18 protein-coding genes are annotated in these 15689 nt (G+C 61.2%); 8 read left to right on the forward strand and 10 right to left on the reverse strand.

Annotation, left to right across the window (positions count from 1 at the left end):
- Positions 1 to 55 precede the first annotated feature (55 nt).
- Positions 56 to 1003: an aldo/keto reductase gene (locus tag HJC00_RS03550; protein ID WP_221145716.1), complete on the forward strand. Its 948-nt coding sequence runs from the start codon at positions 56 to 58 to the stop codon at positions 1001 to 1003.
- Between the two features lie 11 nt (positions 1004 to 1014).
- Complete coding sequence (locus HJC00_RS03555; protein WP_221145714.1) at positions 1015 to 1458, forward strand: GNAT family N-acetyltransferase; 444 nt, start codon at positions 1015 to 1017, stop codon at positions 1456 to 1458.
- Here HJC00_RS03555 and HJC00_RS03560 read toward each other — a convergent pair.
- The gene (locus HJC00_RS03560) at positions 1448 to 2065 is read right to left on the reverse strand and encodes a hypothetical protein (RefSeq protein ID WP_221145999.1); all 618 of its coding nucleotides are present in this window, start codon (positions 2063 to 2065) and stop codon (positions 1448 to 1450) included. The two genes, HJC00_RS03555 and HJC00_RS03560, sit on opposite strands and share 11 nt — an antisense overlap.
- 148 nt (positions 2066 to 2213) lie before the next feature.
- On the opposite strand from HJC00_RS03560, the gene HJC00_RS03565 reads away from it, so the two are divergent.
- Complete coding sequence (locus HJC00_RS03565; protein ID WP_210629533.1) at positions 2214 to 2711, forward strand: ferritin-like domain-containing protein; 498 nt, start codon at positions 2214 to 2216, stop codon at positions 2709 to 2711.
- A 27-nt stretch (positions 2712 to 2738) separates the two neighbouring features.
- Here HJC00_RS03565 and HJC00_RS03570 read toward each other — a convergent pair whose 3' ends face one another.
- Positions 2739 to 3647, reverse strand: coding sequence for a LysR family transcriptional regulator (locus HJC00_RS03570; RefSeq protein ID WP_210629534.1), 909 nt, complete (start codon positions 3645 to 3647; stop codon positions 2739 to 2741).
- 129 nt (positions 3648 to 3776) lie between these two features.
- Between HJC00_RS03570 and HJC00_RS03575 the strand changes: the two genes are divergently transcribed.
- Positions 3777 to 4772, forward strand: coding sequence for an aldo/keto reductase (locus HJC00_RS03575; protein ID WP_210629535.1), 996 nt, complete (start codon positions 3777 to 3779; stop codon positions 4770 to 4772).
- Between the two features lie 91 nt (positions 4773 to 4863).
- Complete coding sequence (locus HJC00_RS03580) at positions 4864 to 5223, forward strand: nuclear transport factor 2 family protein (RefSeq protein ID WP_210629536.1); 360 nt, start codon at positions 4864 to 4866, stop codon at positions 5221 to 5223.
- A 51-nt stretch (positions 5224 to 5274) separates the two neighbouring features.
- On the opposite strand, the gene pheT is transcribed toward HJC00_RS03580, so the two are convergent.
- From pheT to infC, 5 genes are all read right to left on the reverse strand, one after another.
- On the reverse strand, positions 5275 to 7698 hold the full coding sequence (gene pheT / locus HJC00_RS03585; RefSeq protein ID WP_221163625.1) for a phenylalanine--tRNA ligase subunit beta: 2424 nt from the start codon (positions 7696 to 7698) through the stop codon (positions 5275 to 5277).
- Between the two features lie 16 nt (positions 7699 to 7714).
- Complete coding sequence (gene pheS / locus HJC00_RS03590) at positions 7715 to 8797, reverse strand: phenylalanine--tRNA ligase subunit alpha (protein ID WP_221163626.1); 1083 nt, start codon at positions 8795 to 8797, stop codon at positions 7715 to 7717.
- Between the two features lie 147 nt (positions 8798 to 8944).
- On the reverse strand, positions 8945 to 9349 hold the full coding sequence (rplT, locus tag HJC00_RS03595; protein WP_011423647.1) for a 50S ribosomal protein L20: 405 nt from the start codon (positions 9347 to 9349) through the stop codon (positions 8945 to 8947).
- A 39-nt stretch (positions 9350 to 9388) separates the two neighbouring features.
- Positions 9389 to 9592, reverse strand: a complete 204-nt coding sequence (gene rpmI, locus HJC00_RS03600) for a 50S ribosomal protein L35 (RefSeq protein WP_011423646.1) — start codon at positions 9590 to 9592, stop codon at positions 9389 to 9391.
- A 366-nt stretch (positions 9593 to 9958) separates the two neighbouring features.
- Complete coding sequence (infC, locus tag HJC00_RS03605; RefSeq protein ID WP_073990355.1) at positions 9959 to 10495, reverse strand: translation initiation factor IF-3; 537 nt, start codon at positions 10493 to 10495, stop codon at positions 9959 to 9961.
- A gap of 179 nt (positions 10496 to 10674) precedes the next feature.
- Here infC and HJC00_RS03610 point away from each other — a divergent pair, with 179 nt between their 5' ends.
- Positions 10675 to 11526, forward strand: coding sequence for a carboxylesterase (locus HJC00_RS03610; protein ID WP_210629539.1), 852 nt, complete (start codon positions 10675 to 10677; stop codon positions 11524 to 11526).
- A 137-nt stretch (positions 11527 to 11663) separates the two neighbouring features.
- The gene (locus tag HJC00_RS03615; protein ID WP_210629540.1) at positions 11664 to 12263 is read left to right on the forward strand and encodes a transglutaminase-like cysteine peptidase; all 600 of its coding nucleotides are present in this window, start codon (positions 11664 to 11666) and stop codon (positions 12261 to 12263) included.
- 261 nt (positions 12264 to 12524) lie between these two features.
- On the opposite strand, the gene mbfA is transcribed toward HJC00_RS03615, so the two are convergent.
- The gene (gene mbfA, locus HJC00_RS03620; protein WP_207244224.1) at positions 12525 to 13508 is read right to left on the reverse strand and encodes an iron exporter MbfA; all 984 of its coding nucleotides are present in this window, start codon (positions 13506 to 13508) and stop codon (positions 12525 to 12527) included.
- A 171-nt stretch (positions 13509 to 13679) separates the two neighbouring features.
- On the opposite strand from mbfA, the gene HJC00_RS03625 reads away from it, so the two are divergent.
- Entirely contained in the window at positions 13680 to 14147 is a 468-nt protein-coding gene (locus HJC00_RS03625) for a group III truncated hemoglobin (RefSeq protein ID WP_221145706.1), read from the forward strand.
- Here the strand turns inward: HJC00_RS03625 and HJC00_RS03630 are convergent, their stop codons facing one another.
- A complete protein-coding gene (locus HJC00_RS03630) occupies positions 14148 to 15041 on the reverse strand; it encodes a DMT family transporter (protein ID WP_221163627.1) in 894 nt (297 codons plus the stop codon).
- Positions 15042 to 15134: 93 nt separating this feature from the next.
- Positions 15135 to 15686 (reverse strand): recombination regulator RecX, encoded by a 552-nt coding sequence (gene recX / locus HJC00_RS03635; protein WP_221153573.1) that lies wholly within the window; start codon positions 15684 to 15686, stop codon positions 15135 to 15137.
- Positions 15687 to 15689: the final 3 nt, after the last annotated feature.

The following is a 15689-nucleotide window of genomic DNA, read 5'->3' on the forward strand; positions in this document are numbered from 1 at the left end:
TGCCGTATCCGCGATTCAATACAGCCTTTTATATTCACCCATTTTGGAGAGCGTCATGAACATGCGCCGGCTTGGAAAAACAGGTCCTTCGATCTCGCCGATCGTCTTCGGCGGCAATGTTTTCGGCTGGACGGCCGACGAGAAAACATCTTTCGCCATTCTCGACGCCTTCTTCGACGCGGGGCTGAACACGATCGACACGGCGGATGTCTATTCCACATGGGTTCCCGGCAACAAGGGTGGCGATTCCGAGGAGATCATCGGGCGCTGGCTAAAGCAATCGCGGATCTCCCGCGACAAGGCCGTCATCATTACCAAGGTCGGCTCGGACATGGGGCAGGGAAAGACCCTCAAGGAGGCATACATCCTGAAGGCGGTCGAGGGTTCGCTGCGCCGATTGCAGACGGACTATATCGATCTCTATCTCTCGCACTGGCCGGATGCCGATACGCCACACGAGGAAACGCTTGGCGCCTTCGCCAAGCTGAAGCAACAGGGCAAGATCGGCGCCATCGGCTGCTCGAACTATGATGCGGATCTGCTCCAGGCGTCGTTCGACGCAGCCGAGAAGGCTGGCCTGCCGCGATACGACGTGCTGCAGCCGGAATATAATCTTTACGAGCGCGCGAGCTTCGAGGGGCAATTGGCCGAACTGTGCATCCGTCAGAATATCGGCGTCATCACCTATTTCAGCCTCGCAGCCGGTTTCCTGACCGGCAAATACCGCAGCAAGGCCGATACGCAAGGCCGCGCCCGCGAAGGCCGGGTTTCGCAATATTTCGACGCCAAGGGCCTGCGCATCCTCGCCGCGCTTGATCAGGTCTCGGCCGAGACCGGCGCCAAACCCGCGGAAATCTCGCTCGCCTGGCTTTTGCGCAAGAAAGGCGTCACGGCGCCGATTGCCAGTGCGACCAGCCTGTCGCAGCTTGAAAGCCTGGTGAAATCAGCAACACTCTCCCTTTCCAACGACGCAATGGCGCTGCTCGACGAAGCCGGTGCCTGAACAGGAATGCCATGACCGTAATCATTCGCGATGCCCGCCCGGAAGACGAAGCCCGTTGGCGTGAACTCTGGGCAGCTTATCTGGCCTTTTACGAGGTGAGCGTTGACGCTGACATCACCGACCAGACGTGGCGGCGAATCTTCGATCCGGCCTCGGCGATCGGCATGCGCGTCGCCGAGGCCCACGGCAGGATCATGGGCTTCGCTCTTTTCCTGACGCATGAGGGCACCTGGATCCGCGGCAGGGACTGCTATCTCGAAGACCTCTTCGTCGATCCCGATGCGCGCGGCAAGGGTGTCGGCCGGGCGCTGCTGGACGATCTCGTCGCGCTCTGCAAGGCCGAGGGCTGGTCGCGGCTCTATTGGCATACGAGCGAAGGAAACAAGACTGCCCGTGCGCTCTACGACAGCTACGTCGAGAGTGACGGCCACATTCGCTACCGCATCAGTTTCTGAGGGCGGGAAATCCCTCATACCATTCCGAATGGTCGCCTTCCCAGTTCCCCATGCCCGGCTTGGTCAGGATGCCGCGCGGCCTGACGTAGCTCTGGATCACCCGCTTCGGCCGTTCGTGCCATTGGATATTGAAGGCCGAAAGCTTTGGGAAGAAGCAGAGCGAGGCGTAGGGCAGATGGTCGTGGATCCACCAGGCGAGCCGCTGCCAATCGCTTTCATCGCGATAGCGGTCGATCATCCAGGGCACGGCAATGCAGACGGCGGCGCCCATGCAGCCGTCGATATCCCTGATATCCCAGATGTGATGCGCAGCCGTTGCGGCATTGGTGGAACAGTTCAGATTGTTCGCGTTGCCGAAGCGGTTGACCTCAGGCGAGCGGTAGCCGGAGCGGATGTGAAGACGCCCGAACGTCGCTTCCAGCGGCTCCAGCAGTTCCTCGCAAAGTCTTTTGCCGGCTTCGATCGCCAGGTCGGGATCCTCGGGGATATTGGGAATCCGGTAGAAATCCGCGATTTCCGAATGCAGGAAATCGCGGAAGAAGAAGTTTTGCGACAGCCGCACGCGGCCGAGATCCTCCAGACCTTTCATCGAACCCGGCTTTCGCATGATCTTTTCGTCCTCCACTTCAGCGGCCGAATGATTGCCCGGCGCGGTTTTCCAGTCCACCCGAAATCGATCGGGAACAAATTGCGCGATCTTCGCTTCTTAGTGTGTCGCCGCATTCGCGGCCTTTCCCAAAACAAGGATCGAGAAAATGGCCAAGGAAAAGACGTTGGAAGACCTCTTCTACGACACGCTCAAGGACATCTATTTTGCCGAGCGGCAGATATTGCGCGCCCTGCCGAAGATGGCGCGCGCCGCCCAGTCCTCCGAACTGAAGGCCGGTTTCCAGAAGCATCTCGAGGAAACGGAAGCCCAGGTCGAGCGGCTGCAGCAGGTTTTTGAAAAGATCGGCAAGCGCGCCCAGGGCAAGACCTGCGAGGCGATCCAGGGCATTATCGCCGAGGGAGAAGAGATCATGGAAGAATTCAAGGGCACACCGGCGCTGGATGCGGGGCTGATCTCGGCTGCCCAGGCGGTCGAGCACTATGAAATCGCCCGTTACGGCACGCTGAAGACATGGGCCGCGACGCTCGGCCAGAAGGATGTCGTCGCCCTGCTCGACCAGACGCTGCAGGAGGAAACGGCCACCGACAAGATCCTTACCAAGCTCGCCACGACTGCGGCAAACCAGAAGGCAAAAGCCGCCTGACGAAACGAGGCAAACGAGCGGCGGCCCTCATCGGCCGCCCGCATCCCTCACCGCATACCTGAAGAAATCGATGAAGGCGCGCAGCGCCGGCCGCATTTGCCGTCGGCTCGGATAATAGACAAACCACCCGGGATAGGGCGCGCACCAATCCTCCAGCACCCGCACCAGCCTGCCGGCCGTCAGTTCGGTATGCACCCGCATGTCGAAGAGATAGGCAAGGCCGGCGCCGTTCAGCGCCGCGAGCAGGGCCAGCCGGTCCTCGCTGACAACAAGCGGCCCATCGACCGCGACGATCAGTTCCTGCCCATCCTTTTCGAATTCCCAACGATAGATGGAGCCGTTGGTGAAGCGTCGCTTGATGCAACGATGATGGACGAGATCGCGCGGGTGCTCCGGCTTCGGATAGCGCTCGAAATATTCCGGCGAGGCCGCGATCACCGTCGTCAGATTGGGTGAGATCCTGACTGCGATCATATCGGCCTCCAGGCTCTCCTCCAGCCGGATGCCCGCGTCGAAACCCTCCTTGACGATATCGGTGAAGCCGTCCTCATTGGCGATCTCCAGCGTGATATCGGGATAGGTGTTGAGAAAATCGCCAAGGCGCGGGGCGAGCAGGATATCGGAGGCGAAGCGCGGCGCAGTGACGCGCAGGTTTCCGGCCGGTTTGCCGCGCGTATCGTTGACCGCCTCCAATGCGACGCCGATCTCCTCGAGCGCCGGACGCAACCTTTCGAGAAGCAGCCGGCCTTCCTCTGTCGGCGCGACACTGCGGGTCGTACGCGCCAGAAGCCTGACGCCGAGACTGTCCTCCAGGCTTGAAATGGCGTGGCTGACCGCCGACGGCGCGACGAGCAGTTCCTTGGCCGCGGCCCGGAAGCTGCGATGCTCCGCGACGGCGGCGAGAACGGCGAGTTGAGAGAGTTGCCTTCTGTCCATTGATCGAAATTATAGAACAGGCTGTTAGAAACTGCATGCATTTTTTGATTGATACGGCGCCGATATAGTCTGCCCCTGCCGCAATGATCTCCCAAGCGGTTCGGCGCCAGCTCAGAAAAGGAGCGCATCATGAAAACCAGAAAACTCGGAAGCGATTTGTCGGTCTCTGCCGTCGGCCTTGGCTGCATGGGCATGAGCTTTGCCTATGGCGCCAGCGACGAAGCGGAATCAGTGAGGACACTGCACCGCGCCGTCGATCTCGGCGTCACCTTCTTCGACACCGCCGAGGTCTATGGCCCCTTCACCAACGAGGTTCTTCTCGGAAGAGCGCTGAAGCCCTTCCGCGACCGCGTGGTGATCGCCACCAAATTCGGCTTCAGGATCGATACCAGCCAGGCCGGCGCTGCCGCCATCGCCGGCGTCGACAGCCGTCCCGAACATGTGCGTGCGGTCGCCGAAGCCTCACTCAAGCGTCTGGGCATTGAGACGATCGATCTGCTCTACCAGCACCGGGTCGACCCCAACGTGCCGATCGAGGAGACGGTCGGCGCCATGGCCGAGCTTGTGAAGGAAGGGAAAGTTCGCGCCCTCGGCCTCTCGGAAGCCGGCAGCGCCACGATCCGGCGCGCGCATGGGGTCCATCCGATCGCAGCGCTTCAGAGCGAATATTCGCTGTGGACGCGCGATCCCGAAGAGGATGTGCTTGCCACCTGCCGCGAACTCGGCATCGGCTTCGTGCCCTACAGCCCGCTCGGGCGCGGTTTCCTGACAGGAGCGATCCGCAAGGCCGACGACCTTGTCGCCGACGATTTCCGCCGGCAGGTGCCGCGTTTCCAGGCGGAGAATTTCGACGCCAATGCCGCGCTTGTCGCAACGCTCGAAAAGCTAGCCGCCGCCAAAGGCGTGACCGCGGCGCAGCTGGCACTGGCCTGGGTGCTGAACCAGGGCGACGACATCGTGCCGATCCCCGGCGCGCGCAAGCTTCACCACCTCGAACAAAATGTCGCCGCTGCCGATATCACGCTCAGCGCGGAGGAGCTTGATCAGCTCGGCGAAGCGATCCCAGCGGCACAGGTCGCCGGCAAGCGCTATTCGGATGCCTCGCTTGCCATGACGAACATTTGAAAACGGACAAGCCCGGCCGGTCGCATAGGTCGGGCTTGCCTTCGCGGCCGGCGAAACTATCTAACGTCATCTTGGAGAACGGGATGGAAACATGTCGGACAGGCAGGCAGTCGAACAGACGGTTCATCTCTATGTCGAAGGCATGGCCTTCGCCAATGCGGCAGCCTTGAAGAAGGCCTTTCACCCGAAAAGCTCGATCATCGGCTATTACCAGAATGCCGTCGAATGGCTGACGCGGGACGAATTCATCGCCGCGATCCTGGCGGAGGAGCCCGCCGCGCCCGGCACGCAGCCTTTCATGGACATCCAGAACGTCGATGTCGAGGGTGACGCGGCAAGCGTCAAGGTCACCGACGATTTCGCCGGAATGCGCTTTACCGACTATCTCTCGCTGCTGAAGATCGAAGGACGCTGGGTGATCGTCAGCAAGCTCTACCATCTGCATACGTGAAAAGACCGGCCGCTTACGCGACCGGTCTTTTCAGTTTTCGGAAGATGAAGCTCAACTTCTGAGCACACCGCCGGTGAATTTCGTCACGCTCGCCACGATCTTCTGCGTCAGCGCCTCGAAATCCTCATCCGTCAGCGTGCGCTCGACCGGCTGGATCTGAACCTCGATCGCCACCGACTTCTTGCCCTCGCCGACCGATGCGCCCTCGAAGATGTCGAAGACGTTAACGCCGGTGATGAGCTTGCGGTCAGCGCCGGTCGCAGCCTTGACGATCGCGCCTGATTCCACCGTCTTGTCGACGACGAAGGCGAAGTCGCGCTTGACGGCCTGGAACGGCGACAGATCGAGCGCCGGCTTGGTACGGGTCGCCTTCTTCTTCGGCTCCGCCATAGCATCGAGATAGACTTCGAAGCCGCAGAGAGCGCCGGAGACATCGAGCGCTTCCAGCATCAGCGGGTGGAATTCGCCGAAATAGCCGAGCACGATCTTCGGCCCCATCTTGATCGTACCGGAGCGGCCGGGGTGATACCATTCGGGGCCGCCCCGCTCGATCTGGATGTTGCCCATCGGCAGGCCGCAGGCTTCGATGACGGCGAGCGCATCGGCCTTGGCGTCGAAGGCGTCGACCGGCTTGCCGCCGCCCTTGGCTGCATTCGACCACATGCGGCCGGCGCCGGCGAGCGAGGCCGTGCCGCGGCGGATGCCGCCGGCGACGCGGCGCTGGCCTTCCGGCCGGTCGTTTTCATAGGTGCCCGAGACCTCGAAGATAGCGACGTCGGCATAACCCTTGTCGGCATTGCGCTGAGCTGCGGTCAGCAGACCCGGCAGCAACGACGGGCGCATGTCCGACATTTCGGCAGCGATCGGATTGGCAAGCTTGAGGGCTGGCGAACCGCCGCCGAACAGCTTCGCATGTTCCTCCGCAATGAAGGACCAGGTGACGGCTTCGAGCATGCCGCGCGCCGCCAGCGCCCGCTTGGCCGCACGGGTGCGGATCTGCAGAGTCGTCAGAATCTTGCCGTTGACGGCGGCATGGCTTTCGAGCGGCGCCGGCTTGATATTGTCGACGCCATGGATGCGCATGACCTCCTCGACGAGATCCGCCTTGCCGTCGACATCCGGGCGCCAGGAGGGAACGGCGACGGAGACGCGCTCGCCGGAACCGGAGACCGTGAAGCCGAGACGCGTCAGGATCGTGTTGCTTTCCTCATTCGAGACGTCGAGGCCGGTCAGGCGCTTGACCTCCGAATAGGGGAAATCGACGACCTTCGGTTCGTAGCCGTGATAGCCGACAATCTCGGCCCTAGCGGCGGTGCCGCCGCAGAGTTCCAGCACCAGTTCCGTCGTGCGTTCGAGACCGGGAACCATGTATTCCGGATCGACGCCGCGTTCGAAGCGATAGCGGGCATCGGTGATGATGCCGAGACTGCGGCCGGATTTGGCGATGTTCATCGGATCCCACAGAGCGGATTCGATCAGGACGTCGACGGTGTTGTCGTCGCAGCCGGAATGTTCGCCGCCCATGATGCCGCCGATCGATTCGATGCCTTCTTCATCTGATATGACGACATTGTTCGGGCCGAGCTTGTATTCGCGCTGGTCGAGCGCCAGCACAGTCTCACCTTCCCTTGCCCGGCGGACAGTGAGATTGCCCTTTATCTTGGCGGCATCGAAGACGTGGATCGGGCGGCCCTGATCGAAGGTCATGTAATTGGTGATATCAACCAGCGCATTGATCGGGCGCAGGCCAATGGCGGTGAGCCGCTGCTGCATCCAGCGCGGGCTCGGGCCGTTCGTGACGCCGCGCACGAGACGCAGCGCAAAGCCTGGGCAGAGCCTGGGATCATCGAGATCGAGCGTCAGCTTCACCGGCGTTTCGCCTTCGATGGCGAAGGACGGCGCAGACCGCGTCTTCAGCGTGCCGAGACCGGAGGCGGCGAGATCACGGGCGATGCCGTGGATCGAGGTGCAGTCCGGCCGGTTCGGCGTCAGGTTGATCTCGATGACGGGATCGTCGAGATGGGCATAGGAAGCATAACTCTGGCCGACCGGCGCATCCTCCGGCAGATCGATGATGCCGTCATGATTGTCGGAAATCTCAAGCTCCTTTTCGGAGCACATCATGCCGCGGCTTTCGACGCCGCGGATATTGCCGACGGCCAGCGTCATCTCGATGCCGGGAACATAGGTTCCAGGTGCGGCAAAGGCGCCGACCAGGCCGGCGCGTGCATTCGGGGCACCGCACACGACCTGCACCGGCGCGCCGGATCCGGTATCCACCATCAACACCTTCAGGCGATCGGCCTGGGGATGTTTTTCCGCCGACAGGACCTTGGCGATGACGAAGGGCTTGAACGCCGCCTTGTCATCGACATCCTCGACTTCCAACCCGATCTCGGTGAGGCGGGCGCAGATTTCATCCAGCGTGGCATCCGTTTCGAGATGCTCTTTCAGCCAGGAGAGCGTGAATTTCATCGTCCCAAATCTCCGTTCAAGCGCTCAGACCGCCGAACAGCGTCGGCATGTCGAGCGGGCGGAAGCCGTAATGCGTCATCCAGCGGACGTCGGCATTGAAGAAGTCGCGCAGGTCGGGCATGCCGTATTTCAGCATGGCGATGCGATCGAGGCCCATGCCCCAGGCAAAACCCTGATATTCGTCCGGATCGAGCCCGCCATAGCGCAACACGTTCGGGTGGACCATGCCGCAGCCGAGGATCTCCATCCAGTCGGTGCCTTCGCCGAACTTGACGATCGGACCGGAGCGGTCGCACTGAATATCGACCTCGAAGGAGGGCTCGGTGAAGGGGAAGAAGGACGGGCGGAAACGCATCGTCACGCTGTCGACCTCAAAGAAGGTCTTGCAGAATTCTTCCAGCACCCAGCGCATGTTGGCGACATTGGCCTTCTTGTCGACGACCAGGCCCTCGACCTGATGGAACATCGGCGAATGTGTGGCGTCAGAGTCCTGGCGATAGGTCTTGCCGGGAATGATGATGCGGATCGGCGGTTTTTGCGTCTCCATAGTGCGCACCTGCACCGGCGAGGTATGGGTGCGCAGCACTTTGCGCTCACCATTCTCATCCGGATTGAAGAAGAAAGTGTCATGCATCTCGCGGGCCGGATGGCCTTCGGGGAAGTTCAGCGCCGTGAAATTGTAGTAGTCGGTTTCGATATCGGGACCTTCGGCGATCGAGAAGCCCATGTCGGCGAAGATCGCGGTGATCTCGTCGACGATCTGGCTGATCGGGTGTATGCGGCCGCGCTCGGCGGGCGAGGAGCGCACCGGCAGGCTGATATCGACCGTCTCGGCCTTCAGCCGCGCATTGACAGCCGCAACCTTCAGCACTGCCTTGCGTTCGGCAATGGCGTCCGTCACCGCATTCTTCAGGGCGTTGATCGCAGCCCCCCGGGTCTGGCGTTCCTCCGGCGTCATGGCGCCGAGCGTCTTCAGCAGTTCGGAGACGGAGCCCTTCTTGCCAAGCGCGGACACGCGCACGGCTTCAAGCGCGGGCTCATCACCAGCGGCGGAAATTTCGGCAAGCAAGGTAGATTTAAGCTGGTCGATATCTGACATCGTCTTCTTTCCGTCCAGATCAGGCGGCGTTCGAAAGGCAGGCTGGAGAGGCCGGCGCAAGGAATATAAAGAAAGAAAAACCCGCGCCAGCCCAAACCAGCGCGGGTTTCCCAAAATTCAAAAAGCGTCAAGCCTGGGAAGCGCTGGTTACCGAACCGCGCCTTCAAACTCGTTAGCCGTGCCGGTTTCCTTGAGATATTCAAGGGCCTTCTTAGCGGCAGCAACCAGGGCGCCGAATGCTTCCGGCTCGTGGATCGCCATGTCGGACAGAACCTTGCGGTCGACTTCGATGCCAGCCTTGTTCAGGCCGTCGATGAAGCGGCCATAGGTCAGGCCGAATTCACGGACGGCAGCGTTGATGCGCTGGATCCAGAGGGCGCGGAAGTTGCGCTTGTTGACCTTGCGGTCGCGGTAGGCGTACTGCTTGGCGCGATCGACGGCAGCCTTGGCGGTACGAATGGTGTTCTTGCGGCGGCCGTAAAAGCCCTTCGCGGCCTTCAGAACCTTCTTATGCTTGGCGTGAGCTGCGACGCCTCTTTTTACACGTGCCATATCATGATCTCCTTAATCTAACGCGTTACCGGAATAGTCTCAGAGACCGTTCGGCAGATAGTTCTTCACGACCTTGCGGCCATCGGGTTCTGCGAGAACCATCGTGCCGCGTGCATCGCGAATGAACTTGTTCGTGCGCTTGATCATGCCATGGCGCTTGCCAGCGGCAGCCGCCTTGACCTTGCCGGATGCGGTGATCTTGAACCGCTTCTTGGCAGCGGACTTCGTCTTCATCTTGGGCATTTTGCTACTCCTTCTGTCCTCCCTGCGCGCTTCATCAAAAAGCCCTCCTTGCGAAGTCCGGTTCTCCGGCCGTCGCAACAAGGTGCGGGAGCGTTTGTTGTTGATCTGCGGCATCGGCGACGAACCGTTCCGCAAGCATTCGAAACTGCCACGGCATGCCCTGCCGGTCAGTTCGGACGCGCGCTTATAACCGCAGCGTCACGAAAGTGCAACGGGGCCCCGGAGGAATCTTCGGCTACGCATGTCGCCCGGAAGTGTGCGGCGGTTCCGGGATAACGACATGCATAAAACAAAGGCTGAAGACAGGGTAGCCAAACGCACAAAAGCCGCCCTTGCGGACGGCCTTGGGCAAGAAGTGACTGGCGCTTACTTCGGCGCCAGCACCATCATCATCTGACGGCCTTCGAGCTTGGGCTCGGCCTCGACCTTGGCAATCTCGGTCGTATCCGCCTTGACCTGCTGCAGAAGCTTCATGCCGAGTTCCTGGTGGGCCATTTCACGGCCGCGGAATTTCAGCGTCACCTTGACCTTGTCGCCTTCGTCGAAGAAGCGGCCCATCGCCTTCATCTTCACCTCATAATCATGGGTGTCGATGTTCGGGCGCATCTTGATTTCTTTGACTTCGACGATCTTCTGCTTCTTGCGCGCTTCGGCAGCCTTCTTCTGGTTGGCATATTTCAGCTTGCCCAGATCGAGGATCTTGCACACCGGCGGTTCGGCATTCGGGGAAATTTCGACAAGATCGAGGCCGGCTTCTTCCGCCATTCTCAAGGCCTGGTCGGTGGGCACGACGCCCATATTCTGTCCGTCAGCCGCGATCAGCTGAACTTTGGGAATGCGGATTTCACGATTCGAGCGCGGTCCGTCCTTCACGGGCGCATCGGTCTTAAAAGGTCTGCGAATGGTCGTATTCTCCTCGCGTTGTTTCGGAACGTTGCAGCCGCGCACGCTCAATCTTGGGTGCACAAACGTATCTCGTTATCGCTGCAACGGAGTCAATATCATCCTTTAGCGGAAAAATCACCAGCTGTCAGCCTGCCAAGAATCTGTTTTATAGGCCGAAACAACAGGAGGTTTCGCCGATGTCCGATCAGATCAGCAATGCCCAACCGCAGTTCCTGACCGTCGGCGAAGGCGAGGCGGCACGGGAGATCGCCATGCTCCTGCGTCCGGCGCAGGCCGGCAATGCTGCCCCATCGCTGGTTTGGCTATCCGGCTACCGTTCCGACATGAGCGGCACCAAGGCGGCGGAGATCGATGGGCTGGCGGCCGAACTCGGTGCGGCCTGCATCCGCCTCGACTATTCAGGCCATGGGCTTTCCGGCGGCAGCTTTCGCGACGGCACGATCTCGCGCTGGCTGGAGGAAGCGCTTGCCGTCATCCGCCATGTTGCGCCCGAGCGCTTCATTCTCGTCGGTTCCTCGATGGGAGGCTGGATCGCGCTCCGGCTGGCGCAGGAACTCGCCCGACAGGGTGGTCCGAAGCTCGCCGGCATGGTTTTGATCGCGCCGGCGCCCGATTTCACCTCCGAACTGATCGAGCCGAACCTTAAGGCCAAGGAACGCAAGTCGCTGGCGGAGCGCGGCTATTTCGAAGAGCGCTCGCAATACAGCCCGGAACCGAACATCTATACGCAGGCGCTGATCGAAGACGGGCGCAAAAACCGGGTGCTCGACGGCATGATCGAGACGGGCTGCCCGGTCCATATCCTGCAGGGCATGAAAGATCCGGACGTGCCGCATGCGCACGCGATGAAGCTTCTGGAGCACCTTCCCGCCGACGACGTGGTGCTGACCTTCATCCGCGATGGCGACCACCGCCTTTCCCGCCCGGGCGATATCGCCCTTCTCCTCAGCGCCGTCAAAGGCATCATTCGTTCATCAACAAATATGCAGATGCCCATTCGAACAGCACCGCCCGAGAAATTCCCCTAACGCAAGCCGCCAACCCGTTGCATTTTAACCATGTTGGCGCGTTGCAACGCTCTCCCAAGAAGTAACGATTGACTCTTCTCCGCCCTCTCCATTAACAATTTGTTAATAATTAAGGGGCGATCAAGGAAAGAGCGGGCGTGCGGATCAAGGGTGTCTTTGTGGCCATGATGGCCGTGTTTGCGATGGCGACTGCCGCCATCCCAGCTCCAAGCAGAAATGCTTCCATGGTAACAGGCAATGCCACTTCGCAGCCGATCGGCCATTACGATTTCTGTCAGATCCACAGCAGTGAATGCGGCGCGAACCGCAATGCGGGCCCGATCGAGATGACGCCGGCGAAGTGGTCGCTCGTCCGTTCGCTCAACACCACGGTCAACAGCACGATCAAGCCGATGACCGACAAGGAAATCTACGGCAAGGACGAGGTCTGGGCCTATCCGACGACCGCCGGCGACTGCGAAGATTTCGCGCTGCTGAAGCGCCGCATGCTGATCCAGCGCGGCTTTTCGGCCGCCGACCTGCTGATGACCGTCGTGCGCAAGCCTGACGGTGAAGGCCATGCTGTCTTGACGCTGCGCACCGCCGAGGGCGATTTCGTGCTCGATAATCTCGCTGCCGACGTGAAGCCCTGGTTCGCGACGGCCTATACTTTCGTCAAGCGCCAGTCGAGCTACAATGCTGGCCGCTGGGTCACCATCGAGAACGGCCGCGACCTTCTGGTCGGCGCTCTTCGATAGGGATCTCAAGGGGATGCGGGGGAAAAGGCCGGCGAAAGCCGGCCTTTTGCTTTTTGGAGATTGGAGACGCGTCGTCGTTAGCTTTCGCAGTCCTCTTCCTTCGAGGTCCGTGCTGTGCACCTCATTGAGCGTTGATCGTGCGTGCCGCCGGAGATGAGGTGTTGATATGCCGCACCGTCTCCCGGCCCTTCGCTTTGGCTCAGGGCGTTCGTCGCTGCAATCGATTCACTGGATCGATTGCTCGGCTTCGCCGACCGCTCCTCACCCATTCCCGATCAGGATGCCGGCGCCGAGGACCAGGCCGCCGCCGAGCACCACCTGGAAGGCGGCGCGCAGGAAGGGGGTTTCCATGTAGCGGTTCTGGATGAAGGCGATTGCCCAGAGTTCGAAGAAGACGATGATGGCGGCGGTGATCGTCGCCGTCCAGAAATGCGGGATCAGATAGGGCAGCGCGTGGCCGAGGCCGCCGAGCGCCGTCATGATGCCGCAGGCAAGGCCACGTTTGATCGGCGAGCCCCGGCCGGAGATCTTGCCGTCGTCATGGGCGGCCTCGGTGAAGCCCATCGAGATGCCGGCGCCGACGGAGGCGGAAAGACCGACGAGGAAGGTCTGCCATGTGTCCTGGGTTGCGAAGGCGGCGGCAAAGATCGGCGCCAGCGTCGAGACAGAGCCGTCCATCAAGCCGGCAAGGCCCGGCTGCACATAGGTCAGCACGAATTGCCGGTGCGCGGTCTCGTCCTCGTCGTGCCTGATATCCTCAGGCGTATGTTTGTCGCCAAGCATGCGGGCGATGTCTTCGTGCCCTTGTTCGGCGAGTGCGAGGTCGCCGAGAAGCTCACGCGTCGAGGCGTCGGTGGTGCGCTTTGCCGCCTCGACATAAAAACGATAGGCCTGCTCCTCCATCGCCTCAGTCTCCTGCCGCATCGCATCGAGTGACAGGTTGGCTCTCAGCCAGTCCGGCTTGCGCTCGTAAAAGCCCTGCACATGCTCGCGCCGGATCAGCGGGATACGCTCGCCGAAACGCTGGCGGTGGATTTCGAACAGCGATTTGCGGTGCGTGTCCTCGACCTCGGCCATATCCTCGAAGACCTTGGCCGAAGCCGGAAACTCAGGGCGCAGCCTATCGGCATAGGCCAGATAGATGCGGGCGTCGTCTTCCTCGGAGGCAATCGCAAGGGCGAGAATCTCCTGCTCGGAGAGGGACTCGAAGGATCGTTTCGGCGATCTGAAAAAACGCGCCAGCATAAATCTCTCCAATAATTTAGAATAATTCTAAATCTAAGCAAGGAAGCGATGGCGGTCAAGTGGCCGGGGCGGACCGGCTGACAGATTGCCGCAATCCGCACGAGCGGCTTTGGTTCGCTGGGGTAAAGGCCTATATGGAGGCTGCCGCATCATGCGGCGCCGGGGTTTATGATGAACAATGACATTCAGGGCCGCCCTGCCCATGTCGCGGCGATCCGCGAAAAGGCGGAGGCCGAGATGCGGGCGATGGGGGTCGACGAGGCCTTTATCGGCAGGCTGGTCGAGACTTTCTACGGGCGCGTGCTGGAGCATCCCGATCTCGGCCCGGTATTCGATGCGCGGCTTTCCGGCCGCTGGCCGGAGCATCTGGAGAAGATGAAGAGCTTCTGGTCGGCCGTCGCCTTCCGCAGCGGCGCCTATGGCGGCAAGCCGGTGCAGGCGCATACCACCGTTCAGAACCTGACGCCCGATCTTTTTCCGAAGTGGCTGTCGCTATTTGCCGCAACACTTGACGATGTCGCCCCTTCGCCGGAAGCCAAGGACTGGTTCATGGCGACCGCAGAGCGGATCGCCAAAAGCCTGACGCTGTCGCTGTTCTACAATCCCGCTCTCGACGACCCGGCGAAAAAGGCAGGCTGATCACTGCCGTGCGGAAAAGGTCGCGCCGGCGCTTGCGGCCACGACCAGGGCAGTTCCGGCCATCTGCAGCAGCGTCATCGGCTGCGCCAGAATGACGAAACCCGCGAGTGCCGCAATGGCCGGCTCGAGGCTCATGAGAATGCCGAAGGAGGCTGTCGGCATGCGCCGCAGGGCGATCAGTTCCAGAGTGTAGGGCAGCAGCGGCACAAGGATGGCAAGGCCCGCCATTTCAACCAGGCCGTAAGCATCGAGCTTCGGCACGGCGCCGGCGAAGCCAAAGGGTGTGGCGACAAGAGCGGCGACCATCAGCGACATGGACAGTCCTTCCAGCCCCTTGAAGCTCGCGCCGATCTTTTTTGTCAGGACGATATAGATCGCCCACCCGGTTCCCGCGCCGAGCGCAAAAAGAGTGCCCCCGGTATCGCCGACCCAGCCTTTACCGTCATGGGCGAGGGCCAGAACGCCAAGTGCTGCAATGAGCGGCCAGACGAGACGCCGGCTGAGGCCATAGCCGATGGTCGCAACGGACAGCGGACCGAGAAAATCGATCGCTACGGCGAGACCGAACGGAATGCGCTCGATCGCCGCGAAGAAGCTCATGGTCATCAGCGCTGTCGTCGCGCCGAGAACCAGTGCGCTCGTCCATTGCGCCCTGTTGTAGCTGACGATGCGCGGCCGCACGACAAGGGCGAGAATGATGGCCGCAAAAGCCAGGCGCAGCCAGCTGGCGCCGGCCGGCCCATAGGTTGAGATGGCCGAGGATGAGAGTGCGGCGCCGAATTGGATCGACGACATGGACAGGAGGCACATCAGCCCACCGGTCGCTACCCCGCCAAATGCTGTTGACGCCTCTGCGGTCAGCGTGCCCGCGCCAGCATTTGCTCTTTCTTCCATGCTCGCCCCCGATTGTGCGCTCTTCTTACGAAGACGGCCTGCGAGCGACAAATTCAAACTTCTGATCCGGCCAGCAAAAGGCCTTATGCGATATCAAAGACGGCGGGCCAGGATGACGTCTTCGGCATCCTCCAAACTCATGTCGAACACTTTCCTGCCGATATCGAAGCTGAAGCCGTTACGGGCGAAGGCCGAAAGCTCTTTGGCCTTTCGCTTTTCGTCAAGCTGGACGCGGCGGAAGGGACCGAAGGCGCGTTTGCGGGCAAATATCGCCGCGGCGTAGAGATCGTCAGCCTCCGCAAGGGCGGCCTCGACCTTATCGCCAGCAACACCCTTGGCCGCAAGTTTCCGGGCGATGGCGCGCTTCGATTTGCCGCCGCACAGCTGGGAGCGCGTGCTGATCTCGGCATAGGCGCGATCATCGAGCGCCTTGTTGTCATAAGCGAACCTGACGGCAAAATCGGCAAGGGCCTTGAGTTGCGCCGCGCCGATATCCTCGAACTTCTCCTTCGCCTTACGGGTGATGGCGTCAAACAGCTGTTTTTCCGTCATCATCCGCCGCTCCAGCCTGTAGATGGCGGAATTGCGCGCCCAGCTCAGCATGCGCGGCGTCGGTATATCGGATGGAATGGTGTCGTCGGTCATATC

Source organism: Rhizobium sp. NLR22b, assembly GCF_019685295.1.
Taxonomy (GTDB): domain Bacteria; phylum Pseudomonadota; class Alphaproteobacteria; order Rhizobiales; family Rhizobiaceae; genus Rhizobium.